Below are 18,182 nucleotides of genomic sequence, written 5' to 3'. Positions count from 1 at the left end.
GAGGTTATGGGCGCTGAGCTTAAGGCCGGTTCGGAACGCAGTTATAAACTGGTAATGGAGTATGATGGGACCGGCCTGGCCGGGTGGCAGCGCCAGAAGGACCAGCCCAGCATCCAGGGTTATATCGAGCTCGCCTTTTCCAGGCTGACCAATGAAAAGGCGGCTGTAATCGGCGCCGGACGGACGGACGCCGGTGTGCACGCTCGAGGCCAGGTGGCTCACTTCAAAACAAGATCCCGTTTAGGCCGGAGGGAACTCCTCCGGGGCGCCAATGCCTTGCTGCCGCGCCAGATCGCCGTGCTTTCCCTGGAAGAAGCGCCGCCTGATTTTCACGCCCGCTATCAAGCCCGAAGCAAGATTTACGACTATGATCTCTATATCGCCCCGGTTCGTTCAACACTGAACCGGCTCTATAGCTGGCACATCCCTTCAGGACTTGACCTTGGGGCCATGTCTCAGGCCCTCGAGTCCCTGCGAGGGGAGCATGACTTTACCAGTTTTCAATCCACAGGCAGTTCAACCGGGTCTGCCAAGCGCCGAATATTTACGGCCGGTCTTTCTTCAAGACCGGACGGTTTGGTGCGGATTACATTGGAAGGAGACGGATTTTTGCGTCATATGGTCAGGGCCATTGTCGGAACCTTGGTGGAAGTCGGTCGAGGTCAGGTCAGCCCGGAAGGGTTCGAGAGGATCCTCAAGGCCAAAGACCGCTCCCTGGCTGGAATGACCGCCCCGGCCCACGGGCTTTGTTTGCGTGAAGTGAGATATTAGGAAAGACCTAGCCCTGCTCCGGCTCCCCAACCTTGATGGAATTCCGGACGACCCGATTAACCAGGTCGTAGTGTTCTTCAAATGAACTGGGATAGATGCGGCCGGTCTCGATGAATTTAACAACGATTTCCTTGGTAGCCTTGAGGATCAACTCCTCCTTCTTAGTCACGGATGTCCCTCCTGAACCTTCTTGATGAGCGTCCGCCGGAAAAGAGGCCAGGTCAGGGTCAAGTGGAAGAAGGCAAAAAACCACTTCAGACCCGCCGCCGGCCTCCTCCTCCGGCCAAAAAGAACCCGTTAAGGCACTTCTTGCGGCCTCATTATATTGTCTCCTCCCGATCTTGGCAAGCTTTTGCCACCTGTGGTATACTCAATCTGAAACCTGTCCGGCTTTCGTTGAATCAGTAATGATGGCAGCTAGATGGCTGGCCATCTGTCCCTTTCAGGCTCAGACATAGCCGGACACGAGGCAACGGTTCATTTAGTCAGAGAATTCTTTAAACAGGTGCTGGGTCTTGGCCTCCGTAAGACTGCTGTCTGAACAGCTTATCAACCGTATCGCTGCGGGCGAGGTGATCGAGCGGCCGGCCTCGGTGCTGAAGGAGCTGCTTGAGAACAGCCTGGACGCGGAGGCAGGGCGCATCGAGATAGAGGCCCAGGCTGGCGGTCGCCGCCTAATCATGGTCTTGGATGACGGTGCTGGCATGGCCCCGGATGATTTGCTGTTGGCCGTGGAAAGGCACGCTACCAGCAAGCTTTCCGAAGACTCCGATCTGCTCCGCATTAAGACCCTGGGTTTTCGCGGCGAGGCGCTGCCTAGTATCGGCGCTGTTTCCCGTCTGACTCTGACTTCGGCCGCCAATACTAATGGAGCTGGCCGACGTATCCGCCTCTCCGGGGGAAAGGTGCTTGCGGTTGAGGAGGCCTCCCGGAGCCGGGGAACCACGGTCGAAGTGCGGGATTTGTTCTTCAACGTCCCGGCCAGGCGAAAATTTTTAAAGAGCGCTCAGACCGAGGCCGCTCACCTGGCCGAAATGGTCCAGCGTTACGCCCTTGGCCGCCCGGAGCTCCGGCTCATATACAGGCACAACTCGCAGGAGGTGGTGGCCACCAGCCCGAGTGAGGAGCCCTTGGCCAGGGTGGCCCGTGTCTTGGGCCGGGAGGTGGCTAAAAAGCTTTTCCCCTTTAAAGGCGTGATGACCGACATTACCCTTTCCGGGTTCCTCGGCCGGCCCGAGATGGACCGCAGCCGGGCCAGCGCTATCTATATCTATGTCAACGGCCGTCCGGTCATGGATCGTCTCCTGATGAGGGCCATCATGGAAGCCTATCACGGCCGGCTCATGAGCGGCCGATATCCCGTGGCCATTATCTTCCTGAAGCTCGACCCTGAGGCCGTGGATATCAATGTTCATCCGGCCAAGGCTCAAGTGCGCTTCCGCCAGCCGGGAGAGGTCATGAAGGCGGCCGTGGACATCATGTCGCAGGCCCTGGGTAAAGATCATCGTCCGCTGTCGGCTCCAGCAGCCTCCCTGCCTCTGGATTATGCAAAGGCGGGCTCATCGTTTGTTCAGCCAGCCGTGGCCGAAGCCTTGGCCTGGAAGGAAGGCGCTGACCGGAAGACCTGGCAGACAGGACTTCCAAGGCCTCCGCAGCCGGCCCTGGACCAGGACCTGACCATGGAAGCGGAAAGACAGGGGCTGCGGGCCATAGGCGTGCTTCACAACACCTATATCCTGGCGCAGGGACCGGACGGGCTATACATTATTGATCAACATGCAGCCCATGAGCGCGTTCTTTTTGAACGTCTGGAAGCTGAAATAGCCGGCGGTGATCTGGCGAGCCAACAGCTGCTCATGCCCGTCACCTTCGAGGTTTCGCCGACCCAGGCCGTGGGGCTTCAAGGCTTGCTTCAGGATCTGGCCCGCTTTGGTTTTGATATCGAACCTTTTGGCGGCCAAACCTTTGTCCTCAGGGCCGTGCCAGCGGTATTGGCGGGTAAGGACCCGAATAAAGTCATGGGTGAGATCATTGATGAGGTGGACAGCTTGCGCCCCGAGGCGGGCCTGGCCCGGATCGAAGAGGCCTTGATGCAGACCGTTACCTGTCACAGCGCCGTCAAGGCCGGTGACGATCTGACGCTTGAGGAAATGGATCAGCTTCTGGCCGATTTGGGCCGGACAAAAGTTCGCACGCACTGCCCCCATGGACGGCCCCTCATTTATCTTGTTGAGCTTAAGGAACTTGAGAAAAAGTTCAGGCGAACCTGAGTGGTGACCCCTTCCGTGGCTCATCGTCCCAAGTTGGTGGCCTTGGCAGGGCCAACCGGTGTGGGCAAAACAGAGCTGGCCCTGGATTTGGCCGCGAGGTTTGGCGCGGAGATCGTCAGCGCCGACTCCATGCAGGTTTATCGGTATTTGGACATCGGTACGGCCAAGCCTGACCCTGATCAGCGGTCAAAGGCGCCTCATCATCTGATTGACCTGGTTAATCCGGACCAGGATTTTGACGTAGCCGCCTACCTTAAACTGGCGCGCCCTCTGATCGCTAAGCTAGACCTTTCCCAAACCCCCGTGCTGGTCGTGGGCGGAACAGGCTTTTATCTGCGCAGCCTGCTCAGGGGACTTTTCAAGGGACCGGGACAGGACCCGGACATCCGGGCGCGGTTGACAGAAGAAGCCCGGTCAAAAGGTCTGGAGCGGCTTCATGCGCGACTGGCCGGACTAGACCCGACGTCCGCAGCCAGAATCCATCCCCATGATCTTTTTCGCATCATTAGGGCCTTGGAAGTCTTTGAACTAACCGGCCGGCCTATTTCCAGCTTCCAGGCCGAGCACGGGTTGGCTGAAGAACCTTATGAGTATTTTCTTTTCGGCCTGACCCTGCCTCGGCAGGAGCTTTACGCGCGCATCGAGACTCGGACTAGGGAGATGTTCGCCTCGGGCCTGATCCAAGAGGTGGAAGGGCTTCTGGCCCGCGGCTACTCCACCCAGCTCAAACCATTACAGGCCATTGGTTACAGGCAGGTGGTACAGTACCTGACCGGGAAGATAGATCGGACCGAGGCCGAGGCCGAGGTGATAAAACAGACCAAACGCTATGCCAAACGTCAGCTGACCTGGCTCAGGTCCCAGCCGCGCCTGACATGGCTTTCAAGCGGTTTGACCGATGCCTTACACAAGGCCTTGGCTGGTTTCTGGGCAAGATAAAATTCGGCCCTGGCGGCTTCATTCAGGGTTCATGGTCGTGGGAAAGTGGATTATGACTCTATTATTAAAGGCTTTTTCCCTTGACAATTTCTCGGACTTCCTGATAATTGTCACTTGGTATCAGCACTTGAGGGTGTATGAGCCTTATTTATTCTGGGCGCGTAGCTCAGGGGGAGAGCGCTATCCTGACACGGTAGAAGTCAAGAGTTCAAATCTCTTCGCGCCCACCAAATAGTTTCGGAAGAAAGGAAGGGGCCCTGACCTATTAGATTTTACTGCATGAAAGGCATCTTGGGGCGGCTCCTGAGATGCCTTTAACTTTATCGGTGCTCTTCGGGTGTCAAGCTCTGATGAGCCGGAGCTGTCAGGCAGGCCATGGAAGACGTTAAACTCAAACTCGCAAACGCTGAAGAAGTCACTGCGCCCGCAGGCACAACCGTGAAGGAATTTTTTGACTCCGTCGGCGTGGGTCAGGATGCGGTCGCCGCTCGCCTTGACGGGCGATTGGTTGATTTAACCACCCCGTTACAGGGCGATGGAGAGCTCGCACCCGTGAGGCGGACTGAGGCTGAGGCCCTGGAAATACTCAGGCACTCGACCTCTCATATCATGGCCCAGGCCGTGCGCCAGCTTTTCCCGGGCGTTAAAGTCGCCATCGGACCGGCCATTGAAAACGGCTTCTATTATGATTTTGATTACGATTCGACCTTTACCCCTGAGGATCTTCCCCGGATTGAGGCCCGCATGGGAGAGATTATGGCCCAGGGGCCGGCCTTCGTTCGGCGGGAAATAACCCGGGCCGAGGCGATTAAGCTGTTTGAGGAGCTCGGGGAGCCTTACAAGGTGGAAATCCTTCAAGAGATAAGTGATGACACGGTTTCGCTTTATGAGGTCGGTGATTTTATGGACCTCTGCCGCGGGCCTCATCTGGCCTCCGCGGATAAAATCCCCGCTTTCAAACTCCGCGGGGTTTCGGGGGCTTACTGGCGCGGAGATGAACACGGGCAAAGGCTCCAGCGGATTTATGGCACCGCCTTCTTCTCCAGAAAGGAACTCAAACAGCACCTTCAGCTTTTGGAAGAAGCCAGAAAACGGGACCACCGCCGTCTGGGCCGGGACCTGGACCTGTTTTCCATCCACGAGGAAGCCGGCGCCGGACTGGTGATCTGGCATCCACGCGGCGCTTTACTGAGAACATTGATCGAGGATTTCGAGCAGACCGAACACCTCAGGCGGGGATATCAGATCGTAATCGGCCCTCAAATTCTCAAGACGGACCTGTGGCAGGCCTCCGGGCATTTTGACAATTACCGTGAACACATGTATTTCACCGAAGTGGACGGGGTCAGTTATGGAATCAAGCCCATGAACTGCCTCGCCCACATGCTTATTTATAAATCCAGGTTGAGGAGTTACCGCGATCTGCCGCTCAGGTATTTCGAGTTGGGCACCGTGTTCCGTCATGAGAAGTCAGGGGTGCTCCACGGCTTGATTCGCGTGCGGCAGTTCACGCAGGATGACGCCCATATCCTCTGCACCCCGGAGCAGCTCAATCATGAAATCAAAGGGGTCATCGAATTCGTGATTGACATCATGGGCGTCTTCGGTTTTGAGTTCGAGTCCGAGATCAGCACCCGGCCGCAAAAGAGCATTGGAACTGATGAGGACTGGGAGCTGGCCACTCAGGCCCTGGAGAAGGCCATGACGGATTTGGGCCAGGACTACGAGATCAATGCTGGGGAAGGGGCCTTTTACGGACCCAAGATTGACGTGAACCTGAAGGACGCCCTGGGCCGGCGATGGCAGTGCGCCACGATTCAGTGCGATTTAACCCTGCCCGAACGTTTCGACTTGACCTTTGTGGGTCCTGACGGGGAAAAACACCGACCGGTCATGATCCACCGCACCATCCTCGGCTCGATCGAACGGTTCATCGGGGTCTTGATCGAACATTACGCCGGCGCCTTTCCGGTCTGGCTGGCCCCGGTGCAGGCTATCGTCCTGACGGTAACAGACCGTGGGGACGAGTATGCCAGGCAGGTTTGTGATAAATTAAAGAGCGAAGGCCTGCGCGTCGAACCAGACCTTCGGAATGAGAAACTGGGCCTCAAGATTCGAGAAGCCCAGCTCATGAAGATTCCCTATATGCTGGTCATAGGCGACCGGGAGGTCGCGCGCGGCGGGGTCTCGCCGCGGACCAGGGCCGGGGAAGACCTCAAATTCATGACCGTGGAGGAATTTCTGGCCCGGGTGCGGCCCGAAGCTCAGCCGCCGACCTTTCAATAATGTCTTTGTTATAACCGGGCAAGGTTAAATTTTCAGGGAGGTGAGAGGTTATCGTTAAAAAGCGTCAGGACATGGGGAAGAAGGTCAACATCAACAAGGCCATTAAGGCGGAGAAGGTGCGGCTTATAGATCCGGATGGCAAGCAAGCCGGTATTATGCCGACCTCGGAGGCCGTGGCCGCGGCTGAAGAAGTCGGGCTGGACCTGGTTGAAGTGGCCCCGGACTCGGACCCGCCGGTCTGTCGGATCATGGATTATGGAAAGTATAAGTATCAGCAAAGCAAGAAACTCCAGGAATCTAAAAAGAAGGCGACCGTCATCCTCGTCAAGGAAGTCAAGATCCGGCCCAAGACCGAGGAGCATGATTATCAGTTCAAGCTCCGCAATATCAGGAAATTCTTGGGGCAGAAGAACAAGACAAAAATTTCCCTTATGTTTCGCGGGCGTGAGATCGTCCATGCCAACTTGGCTCGAGGGTTACTGGAACGGATTGTTCAGGATGTGTCTGACATTGGGGTGGTAGAGCAGATGCCTAAGCTGGAAGGGCGGAACATGACCATGATGCTGACCCCGAAGTAGCCTTCAGTTATTTTAAAAAATTAAAAACATCCCGCTCATCTCTGGCACTCAAGGGAAGGCGGCGGGACGGTTCAGATGGAGAGAGTATGCCGAAAATAAAAACAAACCGTGGTGCAGCAAAAAGATTCAAGGCCACGGCCCGGGGAAAGATCAGCCGGTCCAAGGCTTACGCCAGTCACAATCTTACCTCAAAAACATCCAAGCGTAAGAGGGCCTTGCGAAAGAGCGGCCTAGTTCGCCAGAGCGACAGGCAGGCCATCAGGAGGCTTCTGCCTTATCTTTAATGATTGATCGAGGATAAAAGAGAGGAATTAGAAGATGCCCAGAGTCAAAGGCGGGGTCAAGACAAGGCAACGCCATAAAAAATATTTAAAAGCGGCCAAAGGTTATCGTGGCGGTCGGAGCCGCCTGTACCGTTCGGCCCGGGAGGCAGCCGAGCGAGGCTGGGCTTACGCTTACCGGGATCGTAAACAGCGAAAGAGGCAATTGAGGCGGCTGTGGATTATTCGGATCAATGCCGCGGCCCGGGAGCATGGGTTGTCCTATTCCCGGCTCATGGATGGTCTTAAAAAGGCCCAGGTGGATATTGATCGTAAAATCCTGGCCGACATGGCGGTTCATGACGCGGCCGGTTTCGCCGAGCTGGCCGAAGTCGCCAGGAGCGCATCTTAATAAATCCGGGTAGAGGTTATGCCAGGAGACATCAAAGCCAAATTAAAAGCCTTGGGCCGGGAGGCGCAAGAGCTGCTCGACAAGGCCGATACACCGGCAGAGGTCGAGACCCTCAGGATTAAATATCTTGGCAAAAAAGGCCTGGTTACCGGGTTGATGCGGCAGATGGGCAGCCTGCCTGCTGAGGAGCGGCCTGCCGTGGGCCAGGTGGCCAATCGCATCAAGGCCGATCTTAGCGCCGCTTTCAAGGCCAGGATTGAAACCGTGGCTGTGACCAGGGGAGAGACGATCAGCCTGGATGTCACCCTGCCAGGTCGCCGTCATCGCCGGGGTCACCAACACCTCATTACCCGGACTATGAACGAAATCTGCGATATATTTACACGGATGGGTTTTGATATCGCTGAGGGTCCTGAAGTGGAGTTGGACTACTATAACTTTGAAGCCCTGAATTTCCCCAAAGACCACCCTGCCCGGGACATGCAGGATACCCTGTATGTTTCCGACACCGTGGTTCTGAGGACGCACACCTCACCCATGCAGGTCAGGATCATGGAAAAACAGAGGCCTCCTGTCTGGGTGGTCATTCCAGGTAAATGCTACCGCCGGGACTCGGCAGACATGTCTCACACCCCCATGTTTCATCAGATCGAGGGCCTGGTCGTGGATCGAGGCATCACCTTTGGTGATCTCAAAGGGGTCTTGACCGCCTTTGTTCACCAGTTCTTTTCCCCTGACACGCCTCTGCGCTTTCAACCCAGTTTCTTTCCTTTTACGGAGCCCAGCGCCGAGGTTTCCATTGGGTGTGTCATCTGCCACGGAGCTGGATGCCCGACTTGTGGCTCGACTGGATGGTTGGAGATTTTAGGCTCAGGCATGGTTGATCCAGAAGTCTACAAATTTGTGGGCTATGATCCACAGGAAGTGACCGGCTTTGCTTTTGGCATTGGAATCGAACGCGTGGCCATGCTTAAATATGATATTGACGACATCCGCCTCTTCTTTGAGAACGATTTTCGTTTTCTGAAACAGTTTTAGTTCATTAAGGCTTCTGCCATGCTAGTCACATACAACTGGCTCAAGGATTACGTGGACCTGGATATTGAGCCTCAAGAATTGGCTGATAAACTGACCATGCGCGGACTGGAGGTGGAAAATTTCCATGATCGCTACTCCTATCTGGATACGGTTGTGGTGGCGCGAGTGACCAAGGTGGAAGACCACCCGCGCGCGGAAAGGCTCAAGGTTTGTCAGGTCGAAACTTCAGACGCCGCCTTTCAGGTCGTCTGCGCGGCGCCCAATGTAGCTGAAGGCATGCTCTCGGCCCTGGCCCTGGCTGGAACAAAACTGCCTGACGGCGAGGTGGTTCAGGAAGTGGAATTGCGCGGGGTGCGTTCGTTTGCCAACCTCTGTTCCGAGGCCGAACTGGTCGTGGGGCCGGATGCCTCAGGGATCATGTCTTTTCCCGAGGACTTAACTCCTGGCAGCGGGGTCAAGAAGGCCCTTGGACTTTCCGATTGGCTTTTTGAGTTGGAGGTGACTCCCAACCGGCCGGATTGTTTGTGTTTGCTTGGCGTGGCGCGAGAGGTGGCTGGGATCCTGGGCCAACGGCTCAGGTATCCTGAGGTTAAAATCGAGGAAGCCCCGAGGCGCATCGAGGACCAGACTTCTGTTCGGATCCTGGACCCTGAACGCTGCCTTCGTTATGTGGGGCGGGTTATCAACGATGTCAAGGTCGGCCCTTCACCGTTTTGGATGGTTGAACGCCTGGCTGGGGTGGGTGTTCGAACTATCAACAACGTGGTGGATATCACCAATTTCGTCCTTATGGAGACCGGCCAGCCTCTTCACGCCTTTGACCTGGACCGGCTTGCGGAACACCGCATTGTGGTCAAGACCGCTGGGGAAGGGGAGCGGTTCACGACCTTAGACGGAGAAGAGAGAATCATGGGTCCGGAGATGCTCATGATCTGCGACGGGGAGAAGCCGGTCGCCCTGGCTGGCCTCATGGGAGGACTGAATTCAGAGATTATTCCCGCTACCACTGATGTGCTTCTGGAAAGCGCCTATTTTAACCCGGTCAGTATCCGCCGCACCTCAAAGGCCCTGGGCCTGTCCACGGAAGCCAGCTTTCGCTTCGAACGAGGCATTGACCCTGAGGGCTGTGTCTTCGCTGCCTCACGGGCCTCGGCCCTCATGGCTGACCTGGCTGGCGGCCGGGTGGCCTCCGGCATTATTGACGAGCACCCTCGGCCGTATAAAAAAGTAACCATCCCATTCGCTCCCTCCCGCTGCAACCGCTTCCTGGGAACCGAGATCGAGCCGCAGCGGATGATGGACGCACTAGGCGGTATCGAACTTGCTCCAAAGGCCGCGGACGAAGACATGAAAGTTGAAGCGCCGTCCTTTCGGGTTGATCTGACGAGGGAGGTTGACCTTTACGAAGAGGTGGCGCGGCTGATCGGGTATGATGAGGTTCCGGTCACCCTGCCATCATACAAGGGCGGGGCGTCGCCACCTGACGCTTCACGCCTCCTCCGGGCCGAAATCAGTGAGATCCTGGAAGGGCTGGGTTTGTCCGAGGTCATTAGCTATAGCTTCATTTCTCACGATTTCTGTGATAAACTGCACCTGCCTGAAAATGATCCCCGCCGTCACTGCGTTCATATTCTCAACCCGCTCTCTGAGGAGCAGGTGCTGCTCAGGACCACCCTTGTACCGGGTCTGCTCGAAACCTTGCACCGCAATCAAGCCTTTCAGGTAATGGACCTGGCGGTATTTGAAATGGGCCGCGTCTTCTTTACTCTTGATGAACAGGAGCTGCCTGAGGAAAGGGTCGTTGTCAGTGGTTTGCTCGCCGGGCGGCGAGGCGACCTGTCCTGGCGTCAAAAGACCGGGCCGGTGGATTTTTACGATCTCAAGGGTATGGTCGAGGAGCTGATGGAAGGTTTGAACGTCCCTGATCCGGTTTTTACCTCCGAGGGGCTGCCTGTTTACTATGACCGAGGGGCTGCCGCCCGGGTTTCGGCCGGCGGGCAAACCCTGGGTCACCTCGGAAGAATCACTGCCCAGGTCGCTAAAACCTTCGATCTCAAGGAGGCGCCTTATTTATTTGAACTGAACCTGCCAGCAATCAGGGCCGTTCAGGCGGGAACCAGGACCTTCATCGCCCTGCCGCGCTTTCCGATCATCAGCCGTGACCAGGCCCTGATTCTGGACCGCGGTGTGGAAGCGGGTCAAATTCTTGAGTTTATCAAGGGGCTTGGAGAGGAGTTCCTAACCGATGTGACCCTGTTTGACGCCTACGAGGGGCGCCAGCTTAAAGAGAACCTCAAGAGCCTGGCCTTCCGGTTCTTGTATCGTTCGCCGGAAAGGACTCTAACCGACGAGGAAGTCAACACCATTCATCAAAGAGTGATTAACAAGGTGCTGGCTGCCTTTAACGCTGGAATAAGGACCTGATGGTGAGGATGACATGACCAAGGCGGATATCGTCAGCGCTGTGCAAGCCAAGATGGGCTTCCCCCGGCGTGTGACAAGTTCGGTGGTTGATGATCTCTTTGAGATTATCAAAGAGACCCTTGTCAAGGGTGAGAGTGTCAAGGTTTCTGGTTTTGGGAATTTTGAGGTCCGGGAGAAGAAAGCGCGCCGCGGACGCAACCCTCGCACCGGGGAGGAAATTACCATATCGGCGCGCCGGGTCCTGAAGTTCAAGCCCAGCCAGGTCTTGCGCAAGGCGATTAACAACCAATCCTGAGTCCGTTTTCATGAGGACCGTGTGGGGAGACCGGATAACGATGTCTCCTGAGGTTCCCGACAAAATTTACTTCAGGATCGGGGAGGCGGCCGAGCTGATCGGGGTCGAGCCCTTTGTTTTACGTTATTGGGAGTCTGAGTTTCCCCAGATTAAACCTGTCCGAGCCGCCTCGAAACAGCGTCTTTACCGCCGCCAGGACCTTGAAACTTTTTTGGCGGTCAAACGTCTTCTGTACGAGGATAAATTCACCATTGCCGGGGCAAAAAAAAGGATCGCCGCCAAGGCCGGAGAGCAGGCATCATTAAGCCCTGAGGAACGGAAGGAGTTCCTTCTTTACCTTAAGAACACCCTTGCTGAAATAAAGAATATTCTCCAGGATGAATAGGACGCTGCGGTACTGTATGCTTTTCGGGCTTCCTTGTTCATAAGACTTAGTCTGCCTTGATTTTATTTAGGTGTAATTCTTGACAAAAAGGGGTCTTTTTGTAGAATGAGTTAGATTTTCCAATCACCACTGATTAGAGGGTGATTCAATGGCGGCCAGAAGCAGACAGTCCTGGATCGGTCAAATTTTATTTTTCCTAATCCTGGCCTTCATCTTTTCGCTACTGCCATTTGTTTTGGGCCTGCTGCTGGATAAATCCAGCGTGGGCCTGGCCCTTTTTACCACCTGGTACGCGCTCATCCCCCCGATTTTTTTCCTGCTTTTAGGCTGGCTTCTTTATCGGCAGGAAGCTCACTGGCTTTTATTCGTCGGTCGGGCTTGGATCGGCGTCGGTCTGTGGTTTCTCGTTCAGTACCTCCTGAGGCTGGCCCTAGAACTTTCGCCGGTGGTGATACCTCTTACGATCCCCTCGATTTTAGTGAACCATGAAGGCGTTGTTAGTGGCATCGTCATCTTCCTGGTGGGCGGGATCGTGCTCAGCTTTCTGGGCAGTTCGATAGCCGATACCGCCATTGATACGCGCCGGAGGATTCTTTTCTGGTGGTCCAGTATCATCTTCCTGATCCTGATATTGGTGGTTCTGCCTTCGTTTGTCCTCTTGGTTTCACACCTTTCTGTCAATCCGGTCAGCGGAGCTGGGATTCCCAGCGAAGACGAAATTTTTAGCTGGATCGAAGACGTCTATAACCTTGGCCCTCGCAGGCCAGGCTCGCCGGCCGACCTGAAGGCCATAGAATACCTGAAAAATAAATTAAGTGAGTTCGGGTTTTCAGAAATAAAGGTCGAGCCTTATACTTTCGACTACTGGGAACCTGAATCCTGGAGCCTGACGGTCCAAACTCAAAATAAGAAGCTAGGACCGCTGGCCTGTTTCTATGTCCCGTATAGCGGTCCAACCGGCCCGAACGGCCTTTCAGCAGAGATGGTCTATGCCGGCCAGGGTTCGGAGGAAGAACTCACGGCTGTGAATGTAGCGGGTAAGGTGATTCTGGTCGAAATCCCGCCGGTAACAATCAGCTGGGACCAGATGAAACTCTTCACCTTCATGGCTTACGATCCGGAAGGGACGGCCAAGGGCTGGAGTCACCCTTATCCTGTGGGCTGGATGCAGAAGTACGTTGCCATTTACAAACAAGCCGTGAAGCGGAATGTCGCGGGCATCGTAAGCGTCCTTAAAGGTTATCCCGACATGGGGGAGTTCACCTATTACGCCCCTTATGACGGAAAAATTCGTTCCATCCCAGGTCTGTATATTCGAGAAAATGATGGAAAGTGGTTGAAGTCCCTGCTCAGCAAGGGAAAAGTCAAAGCGCATATGCAGCTTCAGGCCAGAGTTGCCAGAGGCGGTGGCAGGACGGCCACGGTTTATGGGGTCTTACCGGGGCGCAGCCAGACCAATTTGATTATCCACTCCCACCACGACGCTCCCTGGCAAAGCGGGGTCGAGGACAGCAGCGGGGTGGGTATGGTCTTGAGCCTAGCCAAGTATTTCGCCCAGGTGCCCCTGGAGAAACGGAAGCGGACGCTGATTTTCATGTTCACCGGTTCGCACATGGTCGGTGCTCCAAGCAACAAGGCCTTCATGGCGAACCACCGTGATGATATCATGGCCCGGATGCTTTATGACATTGCCATTGAACATATCGCCGACGACTATAATCCACCTGCCGCCCCAACCGGTCTGGCCGAACCGCGAGGCATATTCCTTACAGAAAACCCGATTCTGGTCAGCCAGTATGCCAAGGTAATAGTCCGCTACAACATTTACCGCGCCCTTCTCTTTCCCACAGATACCCCCCTGGGTGTGCCCACGGACGCCGGACCCTGGCATCAGGCCGGTTACCGCATCGTTAGTTATATCAGCGGTCCGTCATGGCTTTTTGATAAGCAAGATACCCTGGACCGCGTGGCACGTGATCAGCTGGTGCCGCTGACCAGGATGTATATTGATTTCATCTTCCAGATGGATAAGCTCAATGATGCGCTGCTGACCTTCAACCTGAATGTATGGACCATCGTATTAATTGTCGTGCTGCTGACCCCGCTGACGGTGCTGAGTTCCGCCACCGGGGGACGCAGGCGAAGGCATTAGATTATAAGGACCTCAAGATCGCAAAAACAGCCATATCCCCTGAGCTTTTTTCTTAGTACTTGACCTATCCCCCCAAGCTCTTCCACCCCAGAGCCTCTTGTTTACCCCAGGATATTATCTGATCAGACACGGGTAAATCTGCCCCCAATTATGCAATTCTTTTTCCTTATTCCACTGAAAAATCGAGCTGGCTTAAAAGGCGAGATCAAAAATCTAGGCAAGGGATGGGGAAAGGAGATAACGGACCAGACCTTCAAAGTCGCTTAGACTTAAAACGGCGTCCACCGGACTGCCAAAACCGTGGTCCAGATGAATAAAGGCGACCTCCGCCTTCAATGCCGCCTCGTAGTCATTGACTGTGTCACCGATGTAAACCGGGCAAAAGAGCCGGTTACGTTTTTTTATGGCGGTGATATTGTCTGCCTTGGGTTTTCCGGTATTCCCGTATGATTCGTAGTCTTGAAAGACGGATTTGAGCTTGGACCAGGATAGAAACCAATCCAGATACCAGGCCTGGCAGTTACTGACTAAAAACAGGGGGAAACGCTGGCCAAGCTCTACTAAGCCTTTCGCCACGCCGTCATAAAGGCGTCCGCCTTCGGCCAGGATGATCTCCTTGTCTGCTGCGTTTAGCTGATCCACCAGCCTGAGAAGATCATGTTGTGAAATATCAGGAAAAATTACGGCCACACATTTGTCGTAAGGCAGGCCGGTCACTGAGGCAATGTCGGCTGAGGTGATCTTCCGAGAGCTGATTCCAAAGCGCTCCAGCCCAAGGTTCCAGGCCCGGGCGCAAGGTTCGGTCGTGTCCCAGAGTGTTCCGTCCAGATCGAAGATTAAGGAGTCGGGCTTCATATACGATTCATCTCCGGATTAAGTCTCTTTGTCTTAAGCGGTCAAACATATCTGGAGAAAGCCTTTGTTAAGGCATGATTGTTTAAAGCCAAAGCTGAGCCGCATACTAGGATAATCAGAAACATGCCTTATCCATCACACCCCTTGGCCAGGCAGCTCTTGTCAGGTTTATAGAAGCGTTTCCCCTCTGCTTCAGACGGCTTCAGTTAACGAATTTGCTCAAATCGAACGTATAAGCCTGCCAAGCTGCTGGTACTTCCGGCCTCTGCCAGGTCGCCAAGCTTGGTTTTTCCTTATTTGATCAGGCAATCATACAAAAAACAAAAGCCATACGTCAAGCTGCCTTCAGGGTCATGGTTTTATAGAGCAGGGCGATTTGAAATCCATGGGCCTGGCATGTGAAAAATAAGCGGCCTTTGAATTTGGCCGGTGCTGTTAAATAGAGGTAAAATGTGGTAGAAATATTGGTCAAGAAATAAAACGGGAGCAGACCATGAAACTGGCGCTCACAGGCCTAGCCAGGTCTGGCAAGACAACCCTTTTTGCAGCGCTCAGCAGCCGCCATCAGGCCACCGGCCGTAAGCGCGAGGAAAGCAATCTGGCGTTTCTGCCCGCGCCTGACGAGCGGGTGGACCGTCTGGCGGCTATTTACAAGCCTAAAAAGGCCACCTACGCCGTGATTACTTATCTGGACCCGGCCCCGCCAATGGTCAAGCCCGACGATCCGGCCACCCGGCTTTCTCCAGAACTCAGGCAGGTTGACGGTCTGGTCGAGGTCATTCGCAACTTTGACGGCGGCATGGGTGCGCCGCAGCCCGAGGCTGACCGTCAGGCCTTTAGCGACGAACTGATTCTAAACGATCTGTTGGCCGTGGAGAATCGTCTGGAACGCATGACCCACGAAAAGAAGCGCGGCCGCAAGGAGGACCCGGAAGAGGCCGGACTCCTTGAGGAGATTAGAACCCTGCTCTCTCAGGAGCGTCCCTTAAAGGCAAGTCCCGAACTTGCCAGCCATGTCAAGCTCCGGGGATTCGGGTTCCTTACGGCCAAGCCAGTGGTTCTGATAGCTAATAACGAGGACGACGATCCTGACCCGCCGCCCCTGAAAGGTGAGGAAACACCGGTGGTGATCCGGGCGCGAATTGAGGCTGAATTGGCAGAGTTGGACGCGGAGGAGCGTGATGAGTTCGCTGCTGAGCTGGGTATTGAAGGAAACGCCCTCGACAGGTTGATAACAGCCAGCTTCCGTTCCCTGGACATGATCACTTTTTATACTGCCAACCAGAACGAGGTCCGGGCCTGGACCGTTAAGCGGGGCGCCACGGCCATCGAGGCTGCCGGCGCAGTCCACAGTGATATGGTCAGGGGTTTTATCCGGGCTGAGGTCATGCGTTCAGAAGACCTGTACGCCCAGGGGTCTGAAGCAGCCGTGAAAAAGGCCGGTCTGATGAGGCTGGTCGGCCGTGATCAAGTCGTTGAAGACCACGATGTGCTCTATATCCGCTTTAACGTTTAGGCGACCGCCCCCGCAGTCTTTCTTCTCGAAATTTTCCAGCCTCGGCTTTATTCCTCCTTTCCAACTTGAAAGGCCCGGGCGATGGCGTCCCCGAGACGGTGATAGTTCTGCGTTCCCGGGATGTAGATCAGCGGATCAACCTTTTTAATATCCACTGCATTACCGGCCAGACAGTCGTCGTTGACATAGGTTTCGATAATCTCGCCGACAACAAGAACATGGCTGCCTAGGTCCAGGCGTTGGATGAGCTTGCATTCAAGGTTGACCGGGCATTCTTCGACAAGCGGCGCTGTTTCCAGGGCTCCGTAAAAAACTTTAAAGACTTGGGACTTATCTTTGTGTTTACCTGAGTAGATTCCGCAGTAATCCACCTTTTTTACCAGATCGGTTGACGGGACATTGATGGAAAACGTGTGGTTCTCTTCAATGCCTTTCAAGGTGTGACGCTGCTTTCTGATGGCCGCTGCCACTGCGGGCGGCTGTTGCCCTGCAATCTGACACCAGGCCGCGGTCATAAAGTTCGGTTTTTGATCCTTCATGGCGCCCACCAGGACGGCGGGCATGGGGAAAATCCACGTTTGAGGTCCAAGCTTGGCTTTGCTCATGAATGCATCTCCTTTTGGGATCGGGATAAAAAGTCACTTATTAAAGCATGGCCTGCGTTCAGATGTCAATTTTACTGCTATTTGACTTCCTTACAAATTTCACAAGAAAGATTTTCACCAATGCTATATAATGTTTCATCAGCTTAACCGAGGCGGTTGCCAGCCCAGCGGTTTGTTTTTGGTTTATTGAGGTCCAATGTAACGTGATGAGATTGAAACGAATGAAGCCAAAGGATATCATTCACCTCGACATGGACGCCTTCTACCCGGCGGTCGAGGTTCTGGACAATCCCGAACTCAAAGGGAAGCCCGTTATCGTCGGGGGCCGGGACGAAAGGGGCGTGGTGTCGTCAGCTTCCTACGAGGCTCGAAAATACGGCGTTCATTCGGCTCAACCCATTGCCACCGCCCGGCGACTTTGCCCGGATGGCATATTCCTGCCGGTCAGAATGGAAAGATACCAGGAGGTTTCGAAGAAGGTCTTTGAGATATTTCAACGTTTCACGCCGCTGGTGGAACCGCTTTCCATTGATGAAGCCTTTCTCGACGTAACCGGCAGCCAGCGCCTCTTTGGCTCTCCTGAAGAAATCGCTAAAAAAATCAGAAGGCAGGTCAAGGCGGAGCTTGGCCTGACCGTGTCAGCCGGAGTGGCGCCTTCCAAGCTGGTGGCTAAGATCGCCTCTGACCTTGAAAAGCCGGACGGCCTGACCGTGGTGCCTTATGGAAAGGTCAGGGAGTTTCTTGATCCACTGCCCATTGAAAAGCTCTGGGGGGCGGGCAAGGCCACTCAGAAAGGCTTGGCCTTCCTGGGTGTTAAGACGATCGGCGATCTGAGCCGCCTGCCACTTGAAGTCCTGGAAAGAAAGTTCGGCCAGCATGGTGTCCATTTGTATCACATGGCCAGGGACATGGACCAAAGGGAGGTCGAAACGGAGCGGGAGGTTAAATCCATGGGCCGGGAGGAAACCTTTGCCCAAGACATCATGGACCTGGAAACAGTTAGAAAAAAGCTCCTTTCCCTGGCGACGCAGGTGGCGCGGCGCATGCGGCGCAAAGGGTTTACTGGCAGAACCGTCACGCTCAAGGTGAAATACAAGGACTTTGTTCAGATCACCCGGGCCGTGACCTTACCTGAGCCGACGGATGACCAGGGTGAGATTTTTCAAAAAAGCTGTCAGCTTCTCGAAGAAACTGAAGCGGGTCAAAGACCGATCAGACTGCTTGGAATATATCTTTCCCGTCTGGTCAGCCCTGACGATGAGAAGCAATTATCCCTCTTTAACCAGCAGACAGCCTTGGAGAAAGAAAAAAAGCTCCACACCGCCCTGGACACCATCACCGAAAAGTACGGCCGGGACGCCGTCCTTCCCGGGACGCTCCTGGAGGAGTGAGGCCT

At 54.9% G+C, this 18,182-nt stretch carries 17 protein-coding genes and 1 tRNA gene; 15 read left to right on the top strand and 3 right to left on the bottom strand.

All coding sequences use genetic code 11. The features are described 5' to 3' along the window. Positions 1-6: 6 nt before the first annotated feature. Positions 7-771 carry a tRNA pseudouridine(38-40) synthase TruA gene (gene truA / locus JRI95_03340; protein MBW2060580.1) on the top strand — a complete coding sequence of 255 codons (765 nt, stop codon included), beginning with the start codon at positions 7-9 and terminating at the stop codon, positions 769-771. A 7-nt stretch (positions 772-778) separates the two neighbouring features. Here truA and JRI95_03335 read toward each other — a convergent pair whose 3' ends face one another. Beyond that, positions 779-940 (bottom strand): hypothetical protein, encoded by a 162-nt coding sequence (locus JRI95_03335; protein MBW2060579.1) that lies wholly within the window; start codon positions 938-940, stop codon positions 779-781. Between the two features lie 346 nt (positions 941-1,286). On the opposite strand from JRI95_03335, the gene mutL reads away from it, so the two are divergent. From mutL to JRI95_03275, 12 genes are all read left to right on the top strand, one after another. After that, positions 1,287-3,041 (top strand): DNA mismatch repair endonuclease MutL, encoded by a 1,755-nt coding sequence (mutL, locus tag JRI95_03330; GenBank protein ID MBW2060578.1) that lies wholly within the window; start codon positions 1,287-1,289, stop codon positions 3,039-3,041. Positions 3,042-3,044: 3 nt separating this feature from the next. Then, positions 3,045-3,980 carry a tRNA (adenosine(37)-N6)-dimethylallyltransferase MiaA gene (gene miaA, locus JRI95_03325; GenBank protein ID MBW2060577.1) on the top strand — a complete coding sequence of 312 codons (936 nt, stop codon included), beginning with the start codon at positions 3,045-3,047 and terminating at the stop codon, positions 3,978-3,980. Positions 3,981-4,135: 155 nt separating this feature from the next. Further along, positions 4,136-4,210: transfer RNA gene (locus JRI95_03320), tRNA-Val, on the top strand. A 145-nt stretch (positions 4,211-4,355) separates the two neighbouring features. Then, complete coding sequence (gene thrS / locus JRI95_03315; GenBank protein MBW2060576.1) at positions 4,356-6,266, top strand: threonine--tRNA ligase; 1,911 nt, start codon at positions 4,356-4,358, stop codon at positions 6,264-6,266. A 71-nt stretch (positions 6,267-6,337) separates the two neighbouring features. Beyond that, the gene (gene infC, locus JRI95_03310; protein ID MBW2060575.1) at positions 6,338-6,844 is read left to right on the top strand and encodes a translation initiation factor IF-3; all 507 of its coding nucleotides are present in this window, start codon (positions 6,338-6,340) and stop codon (positions 6,842-6,844) included. An 86-nt stretch (positions 6,845-6,930) separates the two neighbouring features. After that, the gene (rpmI, locus tag JRI95_03305; GenBank protein MBW2060574.1) at positions 6,931-7,128 is read left to right on the top strand and encodes a 50S ribosomal protein L35; all 198 of its coding nucleotides are present in this window, start codon (positions 6,931-6,933) and stop codon (positions 7,126-7,128) included. 34 nt (positions 7,129-7,162) lie between these two features. Continuing rightward, positions 7,163-7,516, top strand: a complete 354-nt coding sequence (gene rplT, locus JRI95_03300; GenBank protein ID MBW2060573.1) for a 50S ribosomal protein L20 — start codon at positions 7,163-7,165, stop codon at positions 7,514-7,516. Positions 7,517-7,546: 30 nt separating this feature from the next. Next, positions 7,547-8,554, top strand: coding sequence for a phenylalanine--tRNA ligase subunit alpha (gene pheS / locus JRI95_03295; GenBank protein ID MBW2060572.1), 1,008 nt, complete (start codon positions 7,547-7,549; stop codon positions 8,552-8,554). A gap of 18 nt (positions 8,555-8,572) precedes the next feature. After that, complete coding sequence (locus JRI95_03290) at positions 8,573-10,978, top strand: phenylalanine--tRNA ligase subunit beta (protein ID MBW2060571.1); 2,406 nt, start codon at positions 8,573-8,575, stop codon at positions 10,976-10,978. 13 nt (positions 10,979-10,991) lie between these two features. After that, positions 10,992-11,273 carry an integration host factor subunit alpha gene (locus JRI95_03285; GenBank protein MBW2060570.1) on the top strand — a complete coding sequence of 94 codons (282 nt, stop codon included), beginning with the start codon at positions 10,992-10,994 and terminating at the stop codon, positions 11,271-11,273. Between the two features lie 34 nt (positions 11,274-11,307). Next, positions 11,308-11,658, top strand: coding sequence for a MerR family transcriptional regulator (locus JRI95_03280; protein MBW2060569.1), 351 nt, complete (start codon positions 11,308-11,310; stop codon positions 11,656-11,658). 148 nt (positions 11,659-11,806) lie between these two features. Further along, on the top strand, positions 11,807-13,810 hold the full coding sequence (locus JRI95_03275; protein MBW2060568.1) for a M28 family peptidase: 2,004 nt from the start codon (positions 11,807-11,809) through the stop codon (positions 13,808-13,810). Positions 13,811-14,023: 213 nt separating this feature from the next. Here JRI95_03275 and JRI95_03270 read toward each other — a convergent pair whose 3' ends face one another. After that, positions 14,024-14,665, bottom strand: a complete 642-nt coding sequence (locus JRI95_03270; GenBank protein MBW2060567.1) for an HAD family hydrolase — start codon at positions 14,663-14,665, stop codon at positions 14,024-14,026. 493 nt (positions 14,666-15,158) lie between these two features. Here JRI95_03270 and ychF point away from each other — a divergent pair, with 493 nt between their 5' ends. Next, positions 15,159-16,181: a redox-regulated ATPase YchF gene (gene ychF / locus JRI95_03265; GenBank protein ID MBW2060566.1), complete on the top strand. Its 1,023-nt coding sequence runs from the start codon at positions 15,159-15,161 to the stop codon at positions 16,179-16,181. A 47-nt stretch (positions 16,182-16,228) separates the two neighbouring features. On the opposite strand, the gene JRI95_03260 is transcribed toward ychF, so the two are convergent. Beyond that, entirely contained in the window at positions 16,229-16,786 is a 558-nt protein-coding gene (locus tag JRI95_03260; protein MBW2060565.1) for a flavin reductase family protein, read from the bottom strand. 206 nt (positions 16,787-16,992) lie between these two features. Between JRI95_03260 and dinB the strand changes: the two genes are divergently transcribed. Then, the gene (dinB, locus tag JRI95_03255; protein MBW2060564.1) at positions 16,993-18,177 is read left to right on the top strand and encodes a DNA polymerase IV; all 1,185 of its coding nucleotides are present in this window, start codon (positions 16,993-16,995) and stop codon (positions 18,175-18,177) included. Positions 18,178-18,182: the final 5 nt, after the last annotated feature.

Source organism: Deltaproteobacteria bacterium (assembly GCA_019308995.1).
In the GTDB taxonomy this organism is placed as follows: Bacteria; Desulfobacterota; Desulfarculia; order Adiutricales; family JAFDHD01; genus JAFDHD01.
The sequence above is the reverse complement of the archived record's forward strand: the minus strand, read 5'-3'. Positions and strand labels throughout refer to the sequence as shown.

What these genes read in the sequence shown, in the direction of transcription:
- truA (MBW2060580.1), top strand. Translation starts at nt 7, where the DNA reads ATGGGCGCTGAGCTTAAGGCCGGTTCGGAACGCAGTTATAAACTGGTA.
- thrS (MBW2060576.1), top strand. Translation starts at nt 4,356, where the DNA reads ATGGAAGACGTTAAACTCAAACTCGCAAACGCTGAAGAAGTCACTGCG.
- infC (MBW2060575.1), top strand. Translation starts at nt 6,338, where the DNA reads ATGGGGAAGAAGGTCAACATCAACAAGGCCATTAAGGCGGAGAAGGTG.
- rpmI (MBW2060574.1), top strand. Translation starts at nt 6,931, where the DNA reads ATGCCGAAAATAAAAACAAACCGTGGTGCAGCAAAAAGATTCAAGGCC.
- rplT (MBW2060573.1), top strand. Translation starts at nt 7,163, where the DNA reads ATGCCCAGAGTCAAAGGCGGGGTCAAGACAAGGCAACGCCATAAAAAA.
- JRI95_03290 (MBW2060571.1), top strand. Translation starts at nt 8,573, where the DNA reads ATGCTAGTCACATACAACTGGCTCAAGGATTACGTGGACCTGGATATT.
- JRI95_03285 (MBW2060570.1), top strand. Translation starts at nt 10,992, where the DNA reads ATGACCAAGGCGGATATCGTCAGCGCTGTGCAAGCCAAGATGGGCTTC.
- JRI95_03275 (MBW2060568.1), top strand. Translation starts at nt 11,807, where the DNA reads ATGGCGGCCAGAAGCAGACAGTCCTGGATCGGTCAAATTTTATTTTTC.
- JRI95_03270 (MBW2060567.1), bottom strand. Translation starts at nt 14,665, where the DNA reads ATGAAGCCCGACTCCTTAATCTTCGATCTGGACGGAACACTCTGGGAC.
- ychF (MBW2060566.1), top strand. Translation starts at nt 15,159, where the DNA reads ATGAAACTGGCGCTCACAGGCCTAGCCAGGTCTGGCAAGACAACCCTT.
- JRI95_03260 (MBW2060565.1), bottom strand. Translation starts at nt 16,786, where the DNA reads ATGAGCAAAGCCAAGCTTGGACCTCAAACGTGGATTTTCCCCATGCCC.
- dinB (MBW2060564.1), top strand. Translation starts at nt 16,993, where the DNA reads ATGAGATTGAAACGAATGAAGCCAAAGGATATCATTCACCTCGACATG.